General features: G+C 74.2%; 17 protein-coding genes and 1 pseudogene. 12 read left to right on the top strand and 6 right to left on the bottom strand.

Annotation, left to right across the window (positions count from 1 at the left end; all coding sequences use genetic code 11):
• Nucleotides 1-214: 214 nt before the first annotated feature.
• From AMK24_RS22670 to AMK24_RS22660, 3 genes are read right to left on the bottom strand one after another with little or no spacing between them, the layout of a single operon-like run.
• Nucleotides 215-907, bottom strand: coding sequence for a TetR/AcrR family transcriptional regulator (locus AMK24_RS22670; RefSeq protein WP_384578850.1), 693 nt, complete (start codon nt 905-907; stop codon nt 215-217).
• The gene (locus AMK24_RS22665; RefSeq protein WP_073770677.1) at nt 904-1,584 is read right to left on the bottom strand and encodes a DUF4166 domain-containing protein; all 681 of its coding nucleotides are present in this window, start codon (nt 1,582-1,584) and stop codon (nt 904-906) included. The genes AMK24_RS22670 and AMK24_RS22665 overlap by 4 nt, the downstream gene beginning before the upstream one ends.
• Complete coding sequence (locus AMK24_RS22660; protein ID WP_073770676.1) at nt 1,581-2,273, bottom strand: hypothetical protein; 693 nt, start codon at nt 2,271-2,273, stop codon at nt 1,581-1,583. Before AMK24_RS22660 ends, AMK24_RS22665 begins: the two co-directional genes overlap by 4 nt.
• A 145-nt stretch (nt 2,274-2,418) precedes the next feature.
• Here AMK24_RS22660 and AMK24_RS22655 point away from each other — a divergent pair, with 145 nt between their 5' ends.
• The 3 genes from AMK24_RS22655 to AMK24_RS22645 are packed head-to-tail and all read left to right on the top strand — an operon-like array spanning nt 2,419 to nt 4,767.
• On the top strand, nt 2,419-3,096 hold the full coding sequence (locus tag AMK24_RS22655) for an ABC transporter permease (protein WP_073770675.1): 678 nt from the start codon (nt 2,419-2,421) through the stop codon (nt 3,094-3,096).
• Nucleotides 3,097-3,148: 52 nt separating this feature from the next.
• Entirely contained in the window at nt 3,149-3,820 is a 672-nt protein-coding gene (locus AMK24_RS22650; RefSeq protein WP_073770674.1) for an ABC transporter permease, read from the top strand.
• Complete coding sequence (locus tag AMK24_RS22645) at nt 3,817-4,767, top strand: ABC transporter substrate-binding protein (RefSeq protein ID WP_073770673.1); 951 nt, start codon at nt 3,817-3,819, stop codon at nt 4,765-4,767. The genes AMK24_RS22650 and AMK24_RS22645 overlap by 4 nt, the downstream gene beginning before the upstream one ends.
• 12 nt (nt 4,768-4,779) lie before the next feature.
• Here AMK24_RS22645 and AMK24_RS22640 read toward each other — a convergent pair.
• Nucleotides 4,780-5,184, bottom strand: a pseudogene (locus AMK24_RS22640) (hemerythrin domain-containing protein); the annotation flags it as partial.
• A gap of 73 nt (nt 5,185-5,257) precedes the next feature.
• Between AMK24_RS22640 and AMK24_RS22635 the strand changes: the two are divergent.
• Nucleotides 5,258-5,554: a DUF2087 domain-containing protein gene (locus AMK24_RS22635; protein WP_073770672.1), complete on the top strand. Its 297-nt coding sequence runs from the start codon at nt 5,258-5,260 to the stop codon at nt 5,552-5,554.
• A gap of 159 nt (nt 5,555-5,713) precedes the next feature.
• Here AMK24_RS22635 and AMK24_RS22630 read toward each other — a convergent pair whose 3' ends face one another.
• Nucleotides 5,714-6,877, bottom strand: coding sequence for an ABC transporter ATP-binding protein (locus AMK24_RS22630; RefSeq protein ID WP_073770671.1), 1,164 nt, complete (start codon nt 6,875-6,877; stop codon nt 5,714-5,716).
• A 158-nt stretch (nt 6,878-7,035) separates the two neighbouring features.
• On the opposite strand from AMK24_RS22630, the gene AMK24_RS22625 reads away from it, so the two are divergent.
• Nucleotides 7,036-8,331 (top strand): alpha/beta fold hydrolase, encoded by a 1,296-nt coding sequence (locus AMK24_RS22625; protein ID WP_073770670.1) that lies wholly within the window; start codon nt 7,036-7,038, stop codon nt 8,329-8,331.
• A gap of 100 nt (nt 8,332-8,431) precedes the next feature.
• Here the strand turns inward: AMK24_RS22625 and AMK24_RS22620 are convergent, their stop codons facing one another.
• Nucleotides 8,432-9,004 (bottom strand): rhodanese-like domain-containing protein, encoded by a 573-nt coding sequence (locus AMK24_RS22620; RefSeq protein WP_073770669.1) that lies wholly within the window; start codon nt 9,002-9,004, stop codon nt 8,432-8,434.
• Between the two features lie 346 nt (nt 9,005-9,350).
• Between AMK24_RS22620 and AMK24_RS22615 the strand changes: the two genes are divergently transcribed.
• From AMK24_RS22615 to AMK24_RS22585, 7 genes are all read left to right on the top strand, one after another.
• Nucleotides 9,351-10,085 (top strand): PIG-L deacetylase family protein, encoded by a 735-nt coding sequence (locus tag AMK24_RS22615; RefSeq protein WP_073770668.1) that lies wholly within the window; start codon nt 9,351-9,353, stop codon nt 10,083-10,085.
• Nucleotides 10,086-10,157: 72 nt separating this feature from the next.
• Nucleotides 10,158-10,754 carry a helix-turn-helix domain-containing protein gene (locus tag AMK24_RS22610; RefSeq protein WP_073770667.1) on the top strand — a complete coding sequence of 199 codons (597 nt, stop codon included), beginning with the start codon at nt 10,158-10,160 and terminating at the stop codon, nt 10,752-10,754.
• 127 nt (nt 10,755-10,881) lie between these two features.
• Nucleotides 10,882-11,847, top strand: coding sequence for an NADPH:quinone oxidoreductase family protein (locus tag AMK24_RS22605; RefSeq protein WP_073770666.1), 966 nt, complete (start codon nt 10,882-10,884; stop codon nt 11,845-11,847).
• The gene (locus tag AMK24_RS22600) at nt 11,844-13,037 is read left to right on the top strand and encodes an acyl-CoA dehydrogenase family protein (RefSeq protein WP_073770665.1); all 1,194 of its coding nucleotides are present in this window, start codon (nt 11,844-11,846) and stop codon (nt 13,035-13,037) included. Before AMK24_RS22605 ends, AMK24_RS22600 begins: the two co-directional genes overlap by 4 nt.
• On the top strand, nt 13,034-14,149 hold the full coding sequence (locus AMK24_RS22595; protein ID WP_073770664.1) for an acyl-CoA dehydrogenase family protein: 1,116 nt from the start codon (nt 13,034-13,036) through the stop codon (nt 14,147-14,149). Before AMK24_RS22600 ends, AMK24_RS22595 begins: the two co-directional genes overlap by 4 nt.
• A 146-nt stretch (nt 14,150-14,295) precedes the next feature.
• Nucleotides 14,296-14,811, top strand: a complete 516-nt coding sequence (locus tag AMK24_RS22590; RefSeq protein ID WP_073770663.1) for a hypothetical protein — start codon at nt 14,296-14,298, stop codon at nt 14,809-14,811.
• 155 nt (nt 14,812-14,966) lie between these two features.
• Nucleotides 14,967-16,583, top strand: coding sequence for an ABC transporter substrate-binding protein (locus tag AMK24_RS22585; protein ID WP_073770662.1), 1,617 nt, complete (start codon nt 14,967-14,969; stop codon nt 16,581-16,583).
• Nucleotides 16,584-16,588 lie beyond the last annotated feature (5 nt).

Raw genomic sequence — 16,588 nt, 5'->3', positions numbered from 1 at the left:
TCCGCGCGGTGCCGGGCCCGGAGCGAAGCCGCTATACCCTCTGTGTATACATCGAGGGCATAGTCGGCCGGTCGTGCAGGCCCGGAGCATGTGGGGGTCGGGCCGCCGCTCGTCGTGTGCGGCGAACCGTTCTGTCGACGATCAAGACGGCAGCCGGGCGCGGGGGGTTGCTCGGGCGGCCCGGGTCGTTCCGGGCCGCCGCGCGTACGGGCCGTTACGTCCGCTCCGTGCGCCGCAGCCGATGGCGTACCGCGCGCCGGGCCACCGGGCCCAGCTCGTCCAGCGCTCCGGCCAGCGCGGCGAGCTGCTCCAGCGCCCCGAAGGCCCTCTCCGCCCCCTGCGGATCGACCCCCTCGTAGAGTTCCAGGCCCACGAACGCCCCCGTCACGGCCCGCGCCAGGCCCACCGGGTCGGCGAACTCGCCGAGCGGCGAGTCCGCCAGCACCCGGGTCAGGACCCGCTCGATCTCAGCGGTCCACAGGTCGAGCCCCGCCGCCGTCGCGGGCGCCAACCGGGGCTGGGTCTGCGCTCCGGCGAGGAGTTGGGCGAGGAAGGCGACATGGCCGCCCTCGCGCTCCTCCTCGTGCAGCTCCCGCCCGAACCGCAGCAGCTCGGCGAGGGTGGTGACGCCGGAGAACCGGTCGCGGTGGCGGGCGACGCGCTGCTCCGCGCCGTACCGGCAGGCCGCCGCCAGCAACGCGTCGACCGAGCCGAAGTGATAGAAGACCAGCGCCTGGTTGACCCCGGCCGCCGCCGCCACCGAGCGGGCCGAGGTCTTCGCGATCCCCTGCGCGGCGAGGGTGTGCAGCGCCCCCTCCAGGAGTTTCGTGCGGGTGTCCGAACCGGCCGCGCCGCCCCTCCCGCCGACGTTCCCCGCACTCTCCGCACGCTCCGCGCTCCCCGTCACGCCCGCGCCTCTTCACGGACCGGGCGCAGGCCCGCACGCACGCCGTGGCGCAAGGCGTCGACGTAGCGGGCGCGGAACGTCCCCTCGTACCCGAACAGCGGCCCGAAGCGGCGGTTGGCCACCGAGACCCGGATGCGGAAGCGGCCCGTGGCGTCGTCGAAGGACTCGCGGACCTCGGCGTCGCCGCCGATCAGGTGGGGGACCCGCACGTCTACGGGCCCCTCGCGGAAGCGGTGCTCCCCGGACCGGATCAGCAGGGAGCCGTCCGGCTCCGCCGTCAGCCGCAGGTCGGTGGCCAGGTGCTGGTGGGTGCCCAGGTAGTCCAGTACGCAGGACCGTTCGGGGCTGTGCACCATCGTGGCGTCGAAGCGGCGCGGCCCGCCCGGCAGGGCGAACGTCCGGACGAAGGTGACCGTCTCCCGGCCGAAGGCGTCGGTGTACGGCACGTTCTCGATGGTGAAGGGAACGTTCCGGCCGGTCTTCGGCACCAGGATGTTGCGGGCGGCCCCCAGGGCGAGGAACGGCTTCACGAAGGCCCGGCCGTGCCAGATCCGGTCCATGGAACCGCGCCCCACGCACGCCTCCCCGCTCTCGAGACCGACCGAGAAGCGCCGTCGCAGCTGAGGGTGGAGACGCTCGAAGTCGGCTCCCATCGCACGGGCGAAGATCGAGGTCACGGGCGCTCCAGACGGGTGAGGAGGGACGGGGCGGCGGCCGGCCGCCCGACCGGACGGCGCAGGCAGCGCCGGGCGGCGGGCGTGAGCGGGGACGGGGGCGCGAGTAGCGCGGCCAGGACGGCCGGCGCCGGCGCCGCAGGACCGAAGGGGAAGGCCGCCACTACCAGGAGGACCCGCGCCGCCGCCTCCAGGAGGGCGTACGCCAGCGACCGGGCCGGGGCGACGCCGCGCTCGCACCACAGCCGCAGCCGGTCGAAGGACCAGGCGGTCGCCCAGCCCATCAGCGGACGGAACGCCCACCGGTCCGCGACCGCGCCGAAACGGCCCCACCGGGTCCGGTAGTCGTACCCGGTGAGGAAACGGACGCCGTCGGCGGTGGGGACGTAGCGCCAGTACCCGCTGCCCTCGGCCAGCAGAGACAGCCGCTCCGCGGACGCGAAGCGCAGGGCCGAGACCCGCTCGCCGTCGGCCCGCAGCCGCTCGCCCGCGCTCGTGCCGGTCCCCGACACGGTCAGGAAGGGCAGCACCCGGGTCGCGTACCGGAACCGCCGCGCGCCCTCCGGCGGGCCGGGCAGCGGGCTGATCACGGTGAACCGCAGGTCCCACCGCTGATGCTGGGCGGGATCCTGGGTCCGCTCCCACAGGACGTCGGGATCGGTGCGGATCAGCGCCTCTACGTACAGTCCCATGCCCGCCCCCGTTCGACGCACGGGGTTGAGCAAGTGCTCAACCCCTGCGCCGGGACGCTACCAGAGGGTTGAGCGACCGCTCAAACCCCCCTCGAACGGCGGCCCGCGACGGGCGGGGGAAGGACCGCCGCGTTCGAATGGACGGATGACGGCGCCCCCGGACGACTGCCTCGCCCGCAACGAGTGGATCTGCGGGGACTACCTCTCCAGCCGCCGCGAGATCCTGGTCGACGCGGTCCTGCAACACCTCCAGCTGACGGCCGCTTCGGTGGCCCTCGCCCTCCTGGCCGCCGTCCCCCTGGCGCTCGCCGCCCGCCGGTGGCACCGGCCGGCCGGGCCGGTGCTCGGACTGACGACGGTCCTCTACACGATCCCGTCGCTGGCGATGTTCTCGCTGCTGCTGCCGCTGTACGGACTCTCCGCCGCGCTGGTGGTCGCCGGCCTCGTCCTGTACTCCCTGACCCTGCTCGTCCGCAACATCCTGGCCGGGCTCCGGGCCGTCCCCGAGGAGACCCGGCAGGCCGCACGCGGTATGGGGTACGGCCCGCTGCGCCTGCTGCTCGCCGTCGAACTGCCGCTCGCCCTGCCCGCCGCGATGGCCGGACTGCGCATCGCCACCGTCTCCGCGGTGTCCCTGGCCACCGTCGGGGCGATCGTCGGCCACGGCGGACTCGGCAACCTCATCTACTCCGGCATGAACACCTACTTCAAGGCCCAGGTGCTCACCGCCTCCGTCCTGTGCGTCCTCATCGCCGTCGCCGCCGACCTGCTGCTCCTGGGGGCGGGACGGCTGCTGACCCCCTGGACCCGGAGGCAGGCGTGAACGCCCGGGTCCGGCGGGCGGACGCACGGCCGCCCCGGAGGAGGAGACCGGTGTGAACACCCTCTCCGGTGCCTGGTCCTGGCTCACCACCGCCGCCCACTGGTCCGGTCCCGACGGCATCGCGCACCGGCTCGGCGAGCACCTCTTCCTCACCGCCGTCTGCCTGGCCGTCAGCTGTCTGATCGCCCTCCCCGTCGCCCTGGTCCTGGGCCACCTCGGCAAGGGCGGCGCGCTCGCCGTCAACCTCTCCAACGTCGGACGGGCCGTACCCACCTTCGCCGTGCTGGTCCTGCTCCTGCTCACGCCCATCGGCGCCCACGGCCAGTGGCCGACGATCATCGCGCTCGTCCTGTTCGCCGTACCGCCCCTCCTCACCAACGCCTACGTCGGGATGCGCGAGGTCGACCGGGACGTCGTCCGGGCCGCCCGGGGCATGGGAATGACCGGGCGCCAGATGCTGCTGGGCGTCGAACTGCCGCTCGCCCTCCCGATGATCCTCACCGGCGTGCGGACCGCCGCCGTCCAACTGGTCGCCACCGCCACGCTCGCCGCGCTGGCCGGCGGCGGGGGGCTGGGCCGGATCATCACCGCCGGCTTCAACCTCGCCTCCACCCCGCAGGTGGTGGCCGGAGCGATCCTGGTGGCCGCCTTCGCGCTCCTCGTGGAAAGCCTCTTCGAGGCCGGCCGGCGGATCGCGCCGCAACGCGGCCGGGGGCCCGCGTGAGCCGCGTGCGCCGGGCGCTCACCGCGCTGGCCCTCCTCGCCGCCACCGCCTGCGCCGGCGGCCCGTCCCTGGAGAACCGGGGCGAGGTCACCGCTCCACCCGGCGACAGCAGGGAACTGACCGTGGGATCGGCCGGGTTCACCGAGAGCGACCTGCTGGCCCAGTTGTACGCCCTGCTCCTGGAGCACGCCGGGTACTCCACCGACCTCATCTCCGTCACCAACCGGGAGATCTACGAACCGGCCCTGGAGAACGGCCGGATCGACGTCGTACCGGAGTACGCGGCGACCTTCGCCGACTGGCTGAACGCCAAGGCCCGCGGCGCCGACGCGGACCCGGTCGGATCGCCCGACCTCGCCACCACCATGAAGGCGCTCCGCCGACTCGCCGCCCCGCGCGGGCTGACCGTCCTCGACCCCGGCCGGGCCGTCGACCAGAACGCCTTCGCCGTCACCGCCGCCTACGCGAGGAAGCACGGGCTCAGGACCCTGAGCGACGTGGGCGCGGCGAAACTGCCCGTTCGCCTCGCGGCGGGTGACGAGTGTGTCCAGCGCCCCTACTGCGCCCCCGGCCTGCGTACGACGTACGGCATCGACGTCGTCGCCGTCGACCCGAAGGGCGTCGGCACCACCCAGGCCAAACAGGCGGTCCGCAGAGGCCAGGACCAGATGGTCCTGACCACGACGACCGACGCCACCCTGGACCGGTTCGGCCTGGTGCTCCTGGAGGACGACAAGAAGCTCCAGAACGCGGACCACGTGGTCCCCGTCGTCAACCGCGCCCGCGCCGGCGGCGCCGGGGTGCGCGCCGCCCTCGGGCGGCTCAACACCGTGCTGACCACCGCCGACCTGGCGTCGATGAACGAGCAGGTCGACAGCTGGCGCAGGCTGCCCGAGGACGTCGCGCGCGGCTATCTGGAGTCGAAGAAGCTCCTCCCGAAGGGCTGAGCTCCTGCGGGTTCAGGCGCCGGGCGGCGCGGGCGGCCAGGGCACCCCCGTCAGCAAGGGCACGACGTGCTCCTCCTCGTAGTCGAGGAGGGCGGTCAACTCCTCAGTCATCCGGGCAAGTTCGGCCCGAAAGCGGTCCGGCTCCGCGAGGGCCGCGCCGGTGAGATGGGCGGCGAGCGCCGCCTGCACCGCCTGGATGCTTCGGTGTTCCTTCCGCAACCGGTCGAACACGGGCCCCAGATGCGGGTGGTGGCCCTCCATCACGGGGAACACATGACCGTCCTCGGCCGTGTGGTGGAACTCCAACGCCTGGCAGAACTCCAGGCAGCGCTGCCGGATCTGCAGACCGAGCGGCGGGGCGGGCGGCTGCCCGGCGTCCTGGTGGGCGGCCCGTGCGGCGATGTGGGCCTCGGGCTCCGGGGACGGCGGCAGGCGGGGCGGCACGGAAAACCCGTTGCCCGACCCGGGCCGGCCTGCGACGCTTCCGGCCATGCCCGCCGCACTGCCGTCCTCGACGACGTCGTCCCCCTCCGGTCCGCACTCCGTGGAGGCGCTCTTCTCGCGCGGCCGCCTGGTCGCGATCCCCCGCCGGCCGGCCCGGCGCGAGCAGTTGCTCGCGCACCTCGCCGAGACGCTGTTCGAACCGGAGCGCTCGTACACCGAACGCGAGGTCAACGAGGCGCTGCTCACCGTCCACGAGGACTGTTCCGCGCTGCGCCGCTATCTGGTCGTCGCCGGGCTGATGGTGCGGAGCCGGGACGGCTCCGACTACCGGCGCGGGCGCTGACCGGGCGCTTCCGCCGCCCGGGCCGCCCGCCTCCGCCGAGGGCGCCGCGGCCCGGCCGGGGGCGCACGTCCGGGACGGCCCGGCGGCGGCGTCCCTCTCGGGCCGGACGGCTCGACGCCGAAGGCGCCGAAGGCTCCGGGGCGCCGGGGCGCCCATGGGTCAGGCCTCCGACACGGAGTCGAACTCCACCTCCTCGCGCCCCACGCCCTGGGCGTCCGCGTCCACCGACCGGCGCAGCGCCTCGTGCAGCTTCGCCGGGGTGAGGACGCCGAGGAACAGGCTCCCGTCCAGCACCGCCACCCACCCCGCGTCGTACTGGAGCATCTCGCTGAACGCCTGCTTCAACGGCGCGCCCACCGGCACCCACGCGTCCATCCGGCGCGCGAGCGCGCCCACCCTCTCGGCCTCCCCGGCCGGCCGCAGCGCGTCCGCCGACACCCACCCGTGCAGCTCGCCCGCACCGTTCAGCACCACCGCCCACCGGGCCCCGGCCGCCGCCAGCCGGGCCGCCGCCTCCCGGGCGGGCTCCTCCACGAGGGCCACCGGCGGCTCCTCCAGGTCCTCCGCCTCGATCGCGGTGACCGACAGCCGTTTCAGCCCCCGGTCCGAGCCGACGAACGCGGCCACGTACGGGGTCGCCGGGGCGCCGAGCACGGCGGCCGGGGTGTCGAACTGCTCGATGCGCCCCTCCCCGTACACCGCCATCCGGTCGCCCATCCGCACCGCTTCCTCGATGTCGTGCGTCACCATGAGCACCGTCTTGCGCACCCGCCGCTGGAGCGCCAGGAACTCGTTCTGCAACCGCTCCCGCACCACCGGGTCCACCGCGCCGAACGGCTCGTCCATCAGCAGCACCGGCGGGTCCGCCGCGAGCGCCCGCGCCACCCCCACCCGCTGGCGCTGGCCGCCGGAGAGCTGCGCCGGGTAGCGCGATCCGTACGTCGCCGGGTCCAGGCCCACCAGGTCCAGCAGTTCCGCCGCCCGCTTCCGGGCCCGCGACCGCTTCCAGCCGATCAGCGCCGGGACGGTCGCGGTGTTGTCCAGGACGGTCCGGTGCGGGAAGAGGCCGACCTGCTGGATCACGTAGCCGATCCGGCGGCGCAGCTTCACCGGATCGATCCCGGCGATGTCCTCGCCGCCCACCAGGATCCGGCCGGAGGTCGGCTCGATCAGCCGGTTCACCATCATCATGGTGGTCGTCTTGCCGCAGCCGGAGGGGCCCACCAACGTCACCAGCTCCCCCTCCGCCACCTCGAAGGACAGCCCGTCGACCGCCGTCGTCCCGTCCGCGTAGACCTTGCCGACCTGCTCGAACCGGATCATGCCTGAACGCTAGAAGGGGCCCCGCCGCACCGCACACCGGCCGGGCCCGTACGAGGCACGCCCCCTTCGCCGGACCGGGGCGGCCATGTGCTGGACTGGCCCTTCCGCCCGATCGGTCCGCCCCCGATCGGCCCGCACCCCGCGTTCAGGAGTTCCCCGTGAGCAGTTACCGGCAGCCCGGTGTCGTCCTCACCGACCGGCGCTTCACCGTCCCCCTCGACCACGGCGACCCCGGCGGCGAGCAGATCGAGGTCTACGGCCGGGAAGCGGTCGCCGCCTCGCGGGCCGGCGAGGAACTGCCCTGGCTGGTCTACCTGGAGGGCGGCCCCGGCTTCGGCGCACGCCGCTTCGTCGGCGCCGAGGCATGGCTGGGCCGGGCCCTGCGGGACTTCCGGGTGCTCCTGCTCGACCAGCGCGGCACCGGCCTCTCCACCCCGGCCAACCGGCAGACCCTCCCGCTGCGCGGCGGCCCGCGCGAACAGGCCGACTACCTCGCCCACTTCCGTTCCGACTCCATCGTCCGCGACTGCGAGCTGATCCGGCCGCAGCTCACCGGCGGAGCGCCCTGGACCGTCCTCGGCCAGTCCTTCGGGGGCTTCTGCGCCGTCCGCTACCTCTCCGCCGCCCCGGAAGGGCTGAAGGAGGTCCTGATCACCGGCGGCCTGCCCGCGCTCGACGGGCACGCCGACGACGTCTACCGCGCCGCGTACCCGCGCATCGAGCGGAAGGTCGCCGCCCACTACGCCCGCTACCCGCAGGACGTCGGGCGTGCCCGCGCCATCGCCGCGCACCTCGCCGAGCACCGGCCCGAGAGCGGCGGCCACCGGCTCACCCCGGAGGGCTTCCAGTCGCTCGGCATCCTGCTGGGCTCCGGCAGCGGCAGCCACCAGCTCCACTACCTGCTGGAGAACGCCTTCGTCCGCACTCCGCACGGCACGGAACTCTCCGACGCCTTCCAGGAGGCGGTGCGCACCGCCTCCTCCTTCGCCGGGCACCCGCTCTACGCCCTGCTGCACGAAGCCATCTACGGGCAGGGCGAGCGCGCCACGGCCTGGGCCGCGGAGCGCGTACGCGGAGAGTTCCCGCAGTTCGACGCGGCGGCGGCGCTGGCGGGCGAGGGCCCCGTCCTCTTCACCGGGGAGACCATCCACCCCTGGCACTTCGACGTCGACCCCGCGCTGCGCCCGCTCCGCGAGACCGCCGAGCTGCTGGCGCGGCGTACCGACTGGCCCGTGCTGTACGACCCCGAGCGGCTGGCCGCCAACGAGGTACCGGTCGCCGCGGCGGTCTACCACGACGACATGTACGTCGACACCGCCGACTCGCTGCGCACGGCGGCGGCGATCCGGGGGCTGCGGACGTGGGTGACCAACGAGTACGAGCACGACGGGGTGCGCGCGGGCGGCCCCCGGGTCCTGGACCGGCTGCTGGCCCTGGTACGCGACGAGGTGTGAGGGGCGGACCGCTTCGCGGGGCCCCTCCCGCGTGAAGCGCGCGCCCGTCCCCGGCCGCCGCCCGGTCGGGACCGGTGACGGCCGGGGACCGCACCCGGACTCAGCGCTGGAGTTCCGCCAGGGTGGCGTCGAGGTCGCCGACGGCGCGCGAGGGCCGGTTGTGCGGCAGCTTCGCCAGAACCGCCGCCAACCCGCAGGTGTCGCCGACCGCCGAGTACACCAGCCCCGCGCCGACCCCCGCGGAGATCCAGCGCGCCGCCGGGAAGCGGAGGCCCGCCACCAGCCCGGCCACCACCAGGGAGCCCGCCGCGAGCCGCACCTGGCGTTCCATGGGCCACGTGGCGCGGGCGCCCGCGGGACGGTCCAGGCCGCGGCCGTCGCCCTCCCAGGCCGAGGTGCCGCCGGTCAGCGTCACGGCCTCGATGTCCGCGCCCGCCAGGATCTCGCAGGCCCGGGTGGAGCGGACCCCGGAGGCGCACACCACGAGCAGCGAACCGCGCGCGGAGGCGGACTTGAGCGCCGGCAGCGCCTCCGGCAGCTTGTCGAGCGGGATGTTCAGGGCCCCGGGCACGTGCCCGGAGGCGTACTCGCCGGGCGCCCGCACGTCGATGACGGTGAACTCCTCCAGACGGGCTGCGGCCTGGGCGGGGGAGAGGGAGGAGGGGGTGGGCACGAGGGTTTCCTTTCGTTCGCCGGGGCGGTGGGGGAGGGGGCCCTCCCGTCCGGGAGGCGGCTCCTCCCGCCCGAGCCGGGCCGGACAGGGGCGGGCTCGTGTGCGCGGTGACCGCCCCCGGCCTCCAGCGTCGCACGCCCCGTACCGCCGCCGGGCCCCGGCGGGGCCGCCCCTGGCCCCGGACCGGTCCCGGACGTGTTCCCCGCACCGGCGGCCGGCATGCCCGGCCGCCGGTGCGGGAATCGCCCCCGGGCGTGTCCGGGGCTTTCGCCGGGGTGCCGGGCCGGCCCCGGAGATCCGTACGGCAGCGCCTGCCGCACCGGCCGTCCCTGGGTAGCCTGCCGGTATGACCTCGCAGCGTCTGGAACCCATGCCCGGCGACTGGCAGCGCGCCCTGGCCGTGGTCGCCCACCCCGACGACCTGGAGTACGGGGCGGCCGCCGCCGTGGCCGAGTGGACCGACGGCGGGCGGGAGGTCGTCTACCTGCTCGCCAGTCGCGGCGAGGCCGGTATCGACACTTTGCCGCCCGAGGAGTGCGCACCGGTCCGCGAGCGGGAGCAGCGGGCGAGCGCCGCCGTCGTCGGCGTACGGACCGTGGAGTTCCTGGACCACCGCGACGGGGTGATCGAGTACGGCACCGGGCTGCGCCGCGACATCGCCGCCGCCGTCCGCCGCCACCGCCCCGAACTGGTGGTCACCCTCAACCACCGCGACACCTGGGGCGGAACCGCCTGGAACACCCCCGACCACCGTGCGGTCGGGCGCGCCGCGCTGGACGCGGTGGCCGACGCCGGCAACCGGTGGATCTTCCCGGAACTCGCCGACCAGGGACTCCGGCCGTGGGACGGGGTGCGCTGGACCGCCGTGGCCGGCAGCGACCGGCCCACGCACGCGGTCGACGCGACCGCCGGTCTCGAACGCTCGGTCCGGTCGCTGCTGGAGCACCGCACGTACATCGAGGCGCTGACCCGGGAAGACCCGGAACGGTACTGCCGGACCTTCCTGACCGGCATGGTGGAGGCCGCCGCCGAGCGGTTCGGAGGCCGGCCGGCGGTCCCCTTCGAACTCTTCGCCCGCTGAGGCGGCCGCGCGGCCCGTGACCGGCGGGGTTGGCGGGTTGACAAACCGGATTGCCGATTCTGCAATGGCCGCATGAAGGAACACGACCGGGACGACCCGGAACTGGACGCCGTCCTCTCCGGCGTCGGACCCCGCCTGCGCCGGCTGCGCAAGGAGCGCGGGGTCACCCTCGCCGCCCTCTCGGCCGCCACCGGCATATCCGTCTCCACGCTCTCCCGGCTGGAGTCCGGCGGCCGTCGCCCCAGCCTGGAGCTGATGCTGCCGATCGCCCGCGCCCACGAGGTGCCGCTCGACGACCTGGTGGGGGCCGCCCCGGTCGGCGACCCCCGGGTGCGGGCCAAGCCGATCGTGCAGCACGGCCGGACCATGCTGCCGCTGACCGCCCGGCCCGGCGGCCTCCAGGCGTACAAGCTGATCCAGGAACCGGGCGGCGGGCCCCCGGAACAGCGCACGCACGAGGGGTACGAGTGGCTGTTCGTGCTCTCCGGGAAGCTGCGGCTGCTGCTGGCCGAACACGACCTGGTGCTGGAGCCGGGGGAGGCCGCCGAGTTCGACACCCGGCTGCCGCACTGGTTCGGCCCGGCCGAGGACGAGACGGTGGAATTCCTCAGCCTGTTCGGGCCGCAGGGCGAGCGCATGCACGTACGGGCGAAGCCCAAGCGGGCCTGAGGGCGCAAGCGTCCGCCGGGCGGATCGAGGTGTTCCCAGATCGGCAAGCGACCGCTTAGTATGCGGGCGGCAGTGGTAATGCCGACCGCTTCGGCGGTTGTCGCCGACAGTGTTGTGGAGGCCCCTCATGCAGGCATGGCGAGTACACCGGAACGGCGAGCCGGGCGAGGTGATGCGGCTGGAGGAGACCGACCGGCCCACGCCCGGCGACGGGCAGGTGCTCGTCGAGGTCCGCGCCGCCGACGTCAACTTCCCCGACGCGCTGCTCTGCCGGGGCCAGTACCAGGTGCGGCCCCCGCTGCCGTTCACCCCGGGCGTCGAGGTGTGCGGCGTCACCGAGGACGGGCGGCGCGTCCTCGCCACCCCGGCCCTGCCCCACGGCGGCTTCGCCGACTTCGTCGTCGCCGACGAGGCGGCCCTGCTCCCCGCCCCCGACGCCCTGGACGACGCCGAGGCGGCCGCGCTGCACATCGGCTACCAGACCGGCTGGTTCGGCCTGCACCGCCGCGCCCGCCTCCAGCCCGGCGAGACCCTCCTCGTCCACGCGGCGGCCGGAGGCGTCGGCAGTGCCGCCGTCCAGCTCGGCAGGGCGGCCGGGGCGAAGGTCATCGGGGTCGTCGGCGGCCCGGAGAAGGCGGCCGTCGCCCGCGGACTCGGCTGCGACGTGGTCGTCGACCGGCGGAGCGAGGACGTCGTCGCCGCCGTGAAGGAAGCCACCGGCGGCCGCGGCGCCGACGTCGTCTACGACCCGGTCGGCGGCGACGCCTACGCCAAGTCCGCCAAGTGCGTCGCCTTCGAGGGGCGCATCCTCGTCGTCGGCTTCGCCAGCGGCGCCATTCCCACCCCGGCCCTCAACCACGCCCTGGTCAAGAACTACTCCGTCGTCGGGCTGCACTGGGGGCTGTACAACGCCAAGGACCCGGCCGCCGTCCGCGCCTGCCACGAGGAGCTGACCGGGCTGGCCGACCAGGGCGTCGTCAAACCGCTGGTGAGCGAACGCGTTCCGATGGCGGGCGCGGCCGACGCCGTCCAGCGCGTCGCGGACGGCGCCAGCACCGGCCGCATCGTGGTCCTGCCGGGAGGCGCCCGATGAAGTCCGCGACCGACGCCGCCGAACTGCGCCGCCGCACCCGTGACCTGCTCGCCGCGCACCCGCCCGCCACCACCGCCCGCACCGATTTCCTGGAGGCCCGCTTCGACGCCGGCCTGGCCTGGGTCCACTACCCCGCCGGCCTCGGCGGACTCGACGCGCCCCGCTCCCTCCAGCAGGTGGTGGACGCGGAACTCGCCGCCGCCGGCGCGCCCGACAACGACCCGCGCCGCATCGGCATCGGCCTCGGCATGGCCGCCCCCACCATCCTCGGCTTCGGCACCGACGAGCAGAAGCGCCGCTTCCTGCGCCCGCTGTGGGTGGGGGAGGAGGTCTGGTGCCAGTTGTTCAGCGAACCCGGAGCCGGCTCCGACCTCGCGGCCCTCGCCACCCGCGCCGTCCGGGACGAGACCGGCGACTGGATCGTCGACGGCCAGAAGGTGTGGACGTCCAGCGCCCACCTGGCTCGCTGGGCGATCCTCATCGCCCGCACCGACCCCGACCAGCCCAAGCACCGGGGCATCAGCTACTTCATCTGCGACATGACCGACCCCGGCGTCGAGGTCCGGCCGCTGCGCCAGATCACCGGCGAGGCCGAGTTCAACGAGGTCTTCCTCACCGGCGTACGCATTCCCGACAGCCACCGCCTCGGCCCCGTCGGCGAGGGGTGGAAGGTCGCCCGGACCACCCTGATGAACGAGCGCGTCTCCATCGGCGGCTCCCGCATCCCGCGCGAGGGCGGCATGATCGGCCCGGTCGCGAAGACCTGGCGCGAACGCCCCGAGCTGCGCACCCCCGACACCCATCAGCGCCTTCTGACGCTCTGGGTGGAGGCCGAGGTCGCCCGGCTCACCGGTGAGCGGCTGCGCCAGCAACTGGTCGCCGGACAGCCGGGCCCCGAAGGGTCGGGCATGAAGCTCGCCTTCGCCCGGCTCAACCAGCAGATCAGCGGCCTGGAGGTCGAACTCCTCGGCGACGAGGGCCTGCTGTACGGCGACTGGACCATGGTCCGCCCCGAGCTGGTCGACTTCACCGGACGGGACGCGGGCTACCGCTACCTGCGCTCCAAGGGCAACTCCATCGAGGGCGGCACCAGCGAGGTCCTGCTGAACATCGTGGCCGAACGCGTCCTCGGGCTGCCCGCCGAACCCCGCGACGACAAGGACGCCCCCTGGAAGGACCTGAGCCGATGACCGCCCCCGCCCAGCCCGCCGTTCCCGACCTGCTCTACTCGCAGGACGAGGAGGACCTGCGCTCCGCCGTCCGCGCCCTCCTGGCCGACCGGGCCGCCGCGCCCGCCGTGATCGCCGCCACCGAGTCCGGCACGCCCTACGATCCGCAGCTGTGGGCCTCTCTCGCCGGGGGCATCGGCGCGGCCGGGCTCCTCGTCCCGGAGGAGCTCGGCGGCCAGGGCGCGTCCCACCGCGAGGCCGCCGTGGTCCTGGAGGAGCTGGGCCGCAGCGTGGCCCCGGCCCCCTATCTGACCAGCTCCGTGGTGGCCACCGAGACCCTGCTCGCCCTGTGCGGTGAGGAGGGCCCCGCCGCGGCCCTCCTGCGCGAACTGGCCTCCGGTGCGCGTACGGCCGTGCTCGCCGTGCCCTTCGCGACCCCGCCCGCCGGTCCGGTCGCGGCGCTCGGCCCGTCGGCCAAAACGGTACGCGGCGTGGCGGACGCGCAGGCCGCGGACGTCCTGCTGGTGCCGACCGCCGAAGGGCTGTACGCGGTCGAGGCGTCGGACCCCGGAGTCACCGTGGAACCGCTCGTCCCGCTCGACCTGACGCGTCCCCTCGCCGCCGTCACCCTGAACGGGACGGCCGGAACCCCGCTGGGCGACGCGGGCGCGAGCGCCGCCGCCGTACGGCGCGGTCTGCTCGCCGGGGCCGGTCTGCTCGCATCCGAACAGCTCGGCCTCGCGGAGTGGTGCCTGACCGAGACCGTCCGGTACACCCGCGAACGCCACCAGTTCAACCGGCCCGTGGGGTCGTTCCAGGCGCTCAAGCACCGGATGGCGCAGCTCTGGCTGGAGATCGTCTCCGCCCGTGCCGCCGCCCGCAACGCGGCCGACGCGCTGGCGACCGGCAGCTCCGACGCCCCGCTCGCCGTCGCGGTGGCCCAGGCGTACTGCTCGGGCGTCGCGGTCCACGCCGCCGAGGAGTGCGTCCAGCTGCACGGCGGGATCGGCATGACCTGGGAGCACCCCGCCCACCTCTACCTCAAGCGGGCCAAGGCCGACTCCCTCGCGTACGGCACCGCCGGGAGCCACCGCCGGGCCGTCGCGGAGCTGGCGGAGCTGCCGGCCCCGTAGGCGGCCAGACGCCTCCGCACGCGCCGGACCGCTGATCCGATCCGGTGGTGTGCGCGTGCGGGGCGACCCGTTCCGCCCCCGCCGGGCGTTTGCCCGGGGGGCGCGCGTGCGCCCGAGGACACGACCGACAAGGGTGTGAGCAGGCGATGACGGATCTGGATCGCAGGAGCGTTCTGCAGTTGACCTCGGCGGCGGCCGTCGCCGGGGGGCTGGTCGCCGGCGCGGGCGGGGCCGCCCACGCGGCGCGCAGGGCGGCCCGCCGGATCGTCCTGACCGGTCGGCGCACGGGCGCGAACATCCCGGACGTCCTCACGGCCGGCGTCCCCTACTTCGTCCGGTACGAGCTGTCGGACGAGCAGGGCGCCGTCGTAGGCACCGAGAACGCGCACTGCCTGCCCGTCGCCGTGGAGCTGGACGGCTCGTTCGTCCTGGCGACGCTGGTCTTGAGCCTCGACGACGGACTGATCACGGCTGCCACGGCCTTCCGGCGACCGCTTCCCGCCGTGACCGAGTCCCCGGTGGACCCGCGGCCGTGGTCCCACGTCTTCGCGGTCACCGGAGGCACGGGGGCCCACGCCGGAGCGTCCGGCTCGATCACGATCGACCACCGCACGAGGGACGAGGACGTGCTCACGATCGACCTCGCCGACACCGCGCCTTAGGCGTCCGGGCTCCGCGCCCCCGGCGCGTTCTCCGGCGTACCGGCCCCGGTGCACCCGTCCCACTGTCGAGGCGGGGTGTACCGGGGTCTTTTATGTGCTGTTTAATTGCAACCCGTTCGCAATTACAGTCGATCTTGGACAGGGATGTGCAGAGTATGACGGCCCGATCGATACGGGTGGCGGTCGCCGCCACACTGGTGACCGCACTGTCCCTCACCGCCGCGGCCTGCTCGAACCCGGACGGCGCCGGGCGCGGTTCCGGGTCGTCCTCCGCCTCGGCCGTCGTCGGCATCGCCTACGAGCCCGACAGCCTGAGCCCGCTGCTCGGCTACGGCAAGGACGGCAACTCCAAGATCTTCGACGGACTGCTCGCCCTGGACGCGGACATGAAGCTCCGCCCCGCCCTCGCCGCCGAGCTCCCCGAGGTCAGCGCCGACGGCCTGACCTACACGTACAAGCTGCGCCGGGGGGTGAAGTTCAGCGACGGGAAACCGTTCGGCGCCAAGGACGTCGTCTTCACCTACCGCACCATCCTCGACGAGAAGACCAACAACGCCTCCCGCACCGAACTGGACGCCGTCGAGAACGTCGCCGCCCGGGGCGAAGACACGGTCGTCTTCACCCTCAAGTACCCCTACGCGCCGTTCGCCCGGCGCACCGTCCTGCCCATCGCCCCGGAGCACATCGCGGGCAGGCAGGACGTCAACACCGGGGCCTTCACCACCCGGCCGATCGGCACCGGCCCCTATGTCCTCACCAAGTGGTCCAAGGGGGAGAAGCTCAGCTTCACCGCCAACCCCGACTACTGGGGCGGCGAGCCCGAGGTGAAGAAGTTCACCATGGCGATCATCAAGGACGACGACGTGCGCGCCACCCGGCTGCGCTCCGGAGACCTCGACGGGGCGATCCTGCCGCCCAACCTCGCCAAGGGCTTCGCGGACGACAAGCGCAAGAAGACCTACGCCGCCACCAGTTACGACTACCGCACGGTGACGCTCCCGACCCACAACGAGGTCGCCGGGGACACCGCCGTACGCCGCGCCCTCGACGTCGCCGTCGACCGCGAGGCCATGGTGGAGGCCATCCTCAACGGAGCGGGCAAACCCGCCTACGGCCCCGTCCCCACCGACAGCGAGTGGTTCACCAAGGGCACCGAGCGCCCCCACGACCTCGCCGCCGCGAAGAAGATCCTGGACGAGGCCGGCTGGAAGCCCGGCAAGGACGGCGTCCGCGTCAAGGACGGGGTGCGCGCCACCTTCCCGCTCTGGTACCTCAGCGGCGACAAACTCCGCCAGGAGCACGCCCTCGCCTACGCCTCCGACGCCAAGAAGGCGGGCATCGACATCCGTACCGAGGCCGGGACCTGGGAGGTCATCGAGCCCCGCATGAAGCACGACGCCGTGCTCGCGGGCGGCGGCTCCCCGGCCGACCCCGACTTCGACCAGTACACCCTGCTCAAGTCCTCCCTCGCGGGCGACGGCTTCAACAACATGGCCTGGTACGACAACAAGACCGTCGACGCCGCGATCGAGGCGGGCCGCAGGAGCGGTGAGACGGCCGAGCGGAAGAAGGCGTACGACACCGTCCAGCGCGAACTGGTGAAGAACCCGGGCTACACCTTCCTCACCCACATCGACCACCTCTACGTCGTCGACGACCGCTTCGGCGCCCTCACCACCCAGGTCGAACCGCACGACCACGGGCTGGCCTCCGGCCCCTGGTGGAACGTCGAGAAGTGGTCCGCCCAGAGCGCCGGGGGCTCGAAGAAGTGAGCCGA

This window comes from Streptomyces sp. CB02366, from assembly GCF_001905905.1.
In the GTDB taxonomy this organism is placed as follows: domain Bacteria; phylum Actinomycetota; class Actinomycetes; order Streptomycetales; family Streptomycetaceae; genus Streptomyces.
This window is presented reverse-complemented; position numbering and strand designations above follow the sequence as displayed.

Coding starts and splice junctions, on each gene's coding strand:
- AMK24_RS22595 (WP_073770664.1), top strand. CDS start 13,034: ATGACCGCCCCCGCCCAGCCCGCCGTTCCCGACCTGCTCTACTCGCAG.
- AMK24_RS22585 (WP_073770662.1), top strand. CDS start 14,967: ATGACGGCCCGATCGATACGGGTGGCGGTCGCCGCCACACTGGTGACC.
- AMK24_RS22605 (WP_073770666.1), top strand. CDS start 10,882: ATGCAGGCATGGCGAGTACACCGGAACGGCGAGCCGGGCGAGGTGATG.
- AMK24_RS22655 (WP_073770675.1), top strand. CDS start 2,419: ATGACGGCGCCCCCGGACGACTGCCTCGCCCGCAACGAGTGGATCTGC.
- AMK24_RS22635 (WP_073770672.1), top strand. CDS start 5,258: ATGCCCGCCGCACTGCCGTCCTCGACGACGTCGTCCCCCTCCGGTCCG.
- AMK24_RS22615 (WP_073770668.1), top strand. CDS start 9,351: ATGACCTCGCAGCGTCTGGAACCCATGCCCGGCGACTGGCAGCGCGCC.
- AMK24_RS22610 (WP_073770667.1), top strand. CDS start 10,158: ATGAAGGAACACGACCGGGACGACCCGGAACTGGACGCCGTCCTCTCC.
- AMK24_RS22660 (WP_073770676.1), bottom strand. CDS start 2,273: ATGGGACTGTACGTAGAGGCGCTGATCCGCACCGATCCCGACGTCCTG.
- AMK24_RS22590 (WP_073770663.1), top strand. CDS start 14,296: ATGACGGATCTGGATCGCAGGAGCGTTCTGCAGTTGACCTCGGCGGCG.
- AMK24_RS22630 (WP_073770671.1), bottom strand. CDS start 6,877: ATGATCCGGTTCGAGCAGGTCGGCAAGGTCTACGCGGACGGGACGACG.
- AMK24_RS22600 (WP_073770665.1), top strand. CDS start 11,844: ATGAAGTCCGCGACCGACGCCGCCGAACTGCGCCGCCGCACCCGTGAC.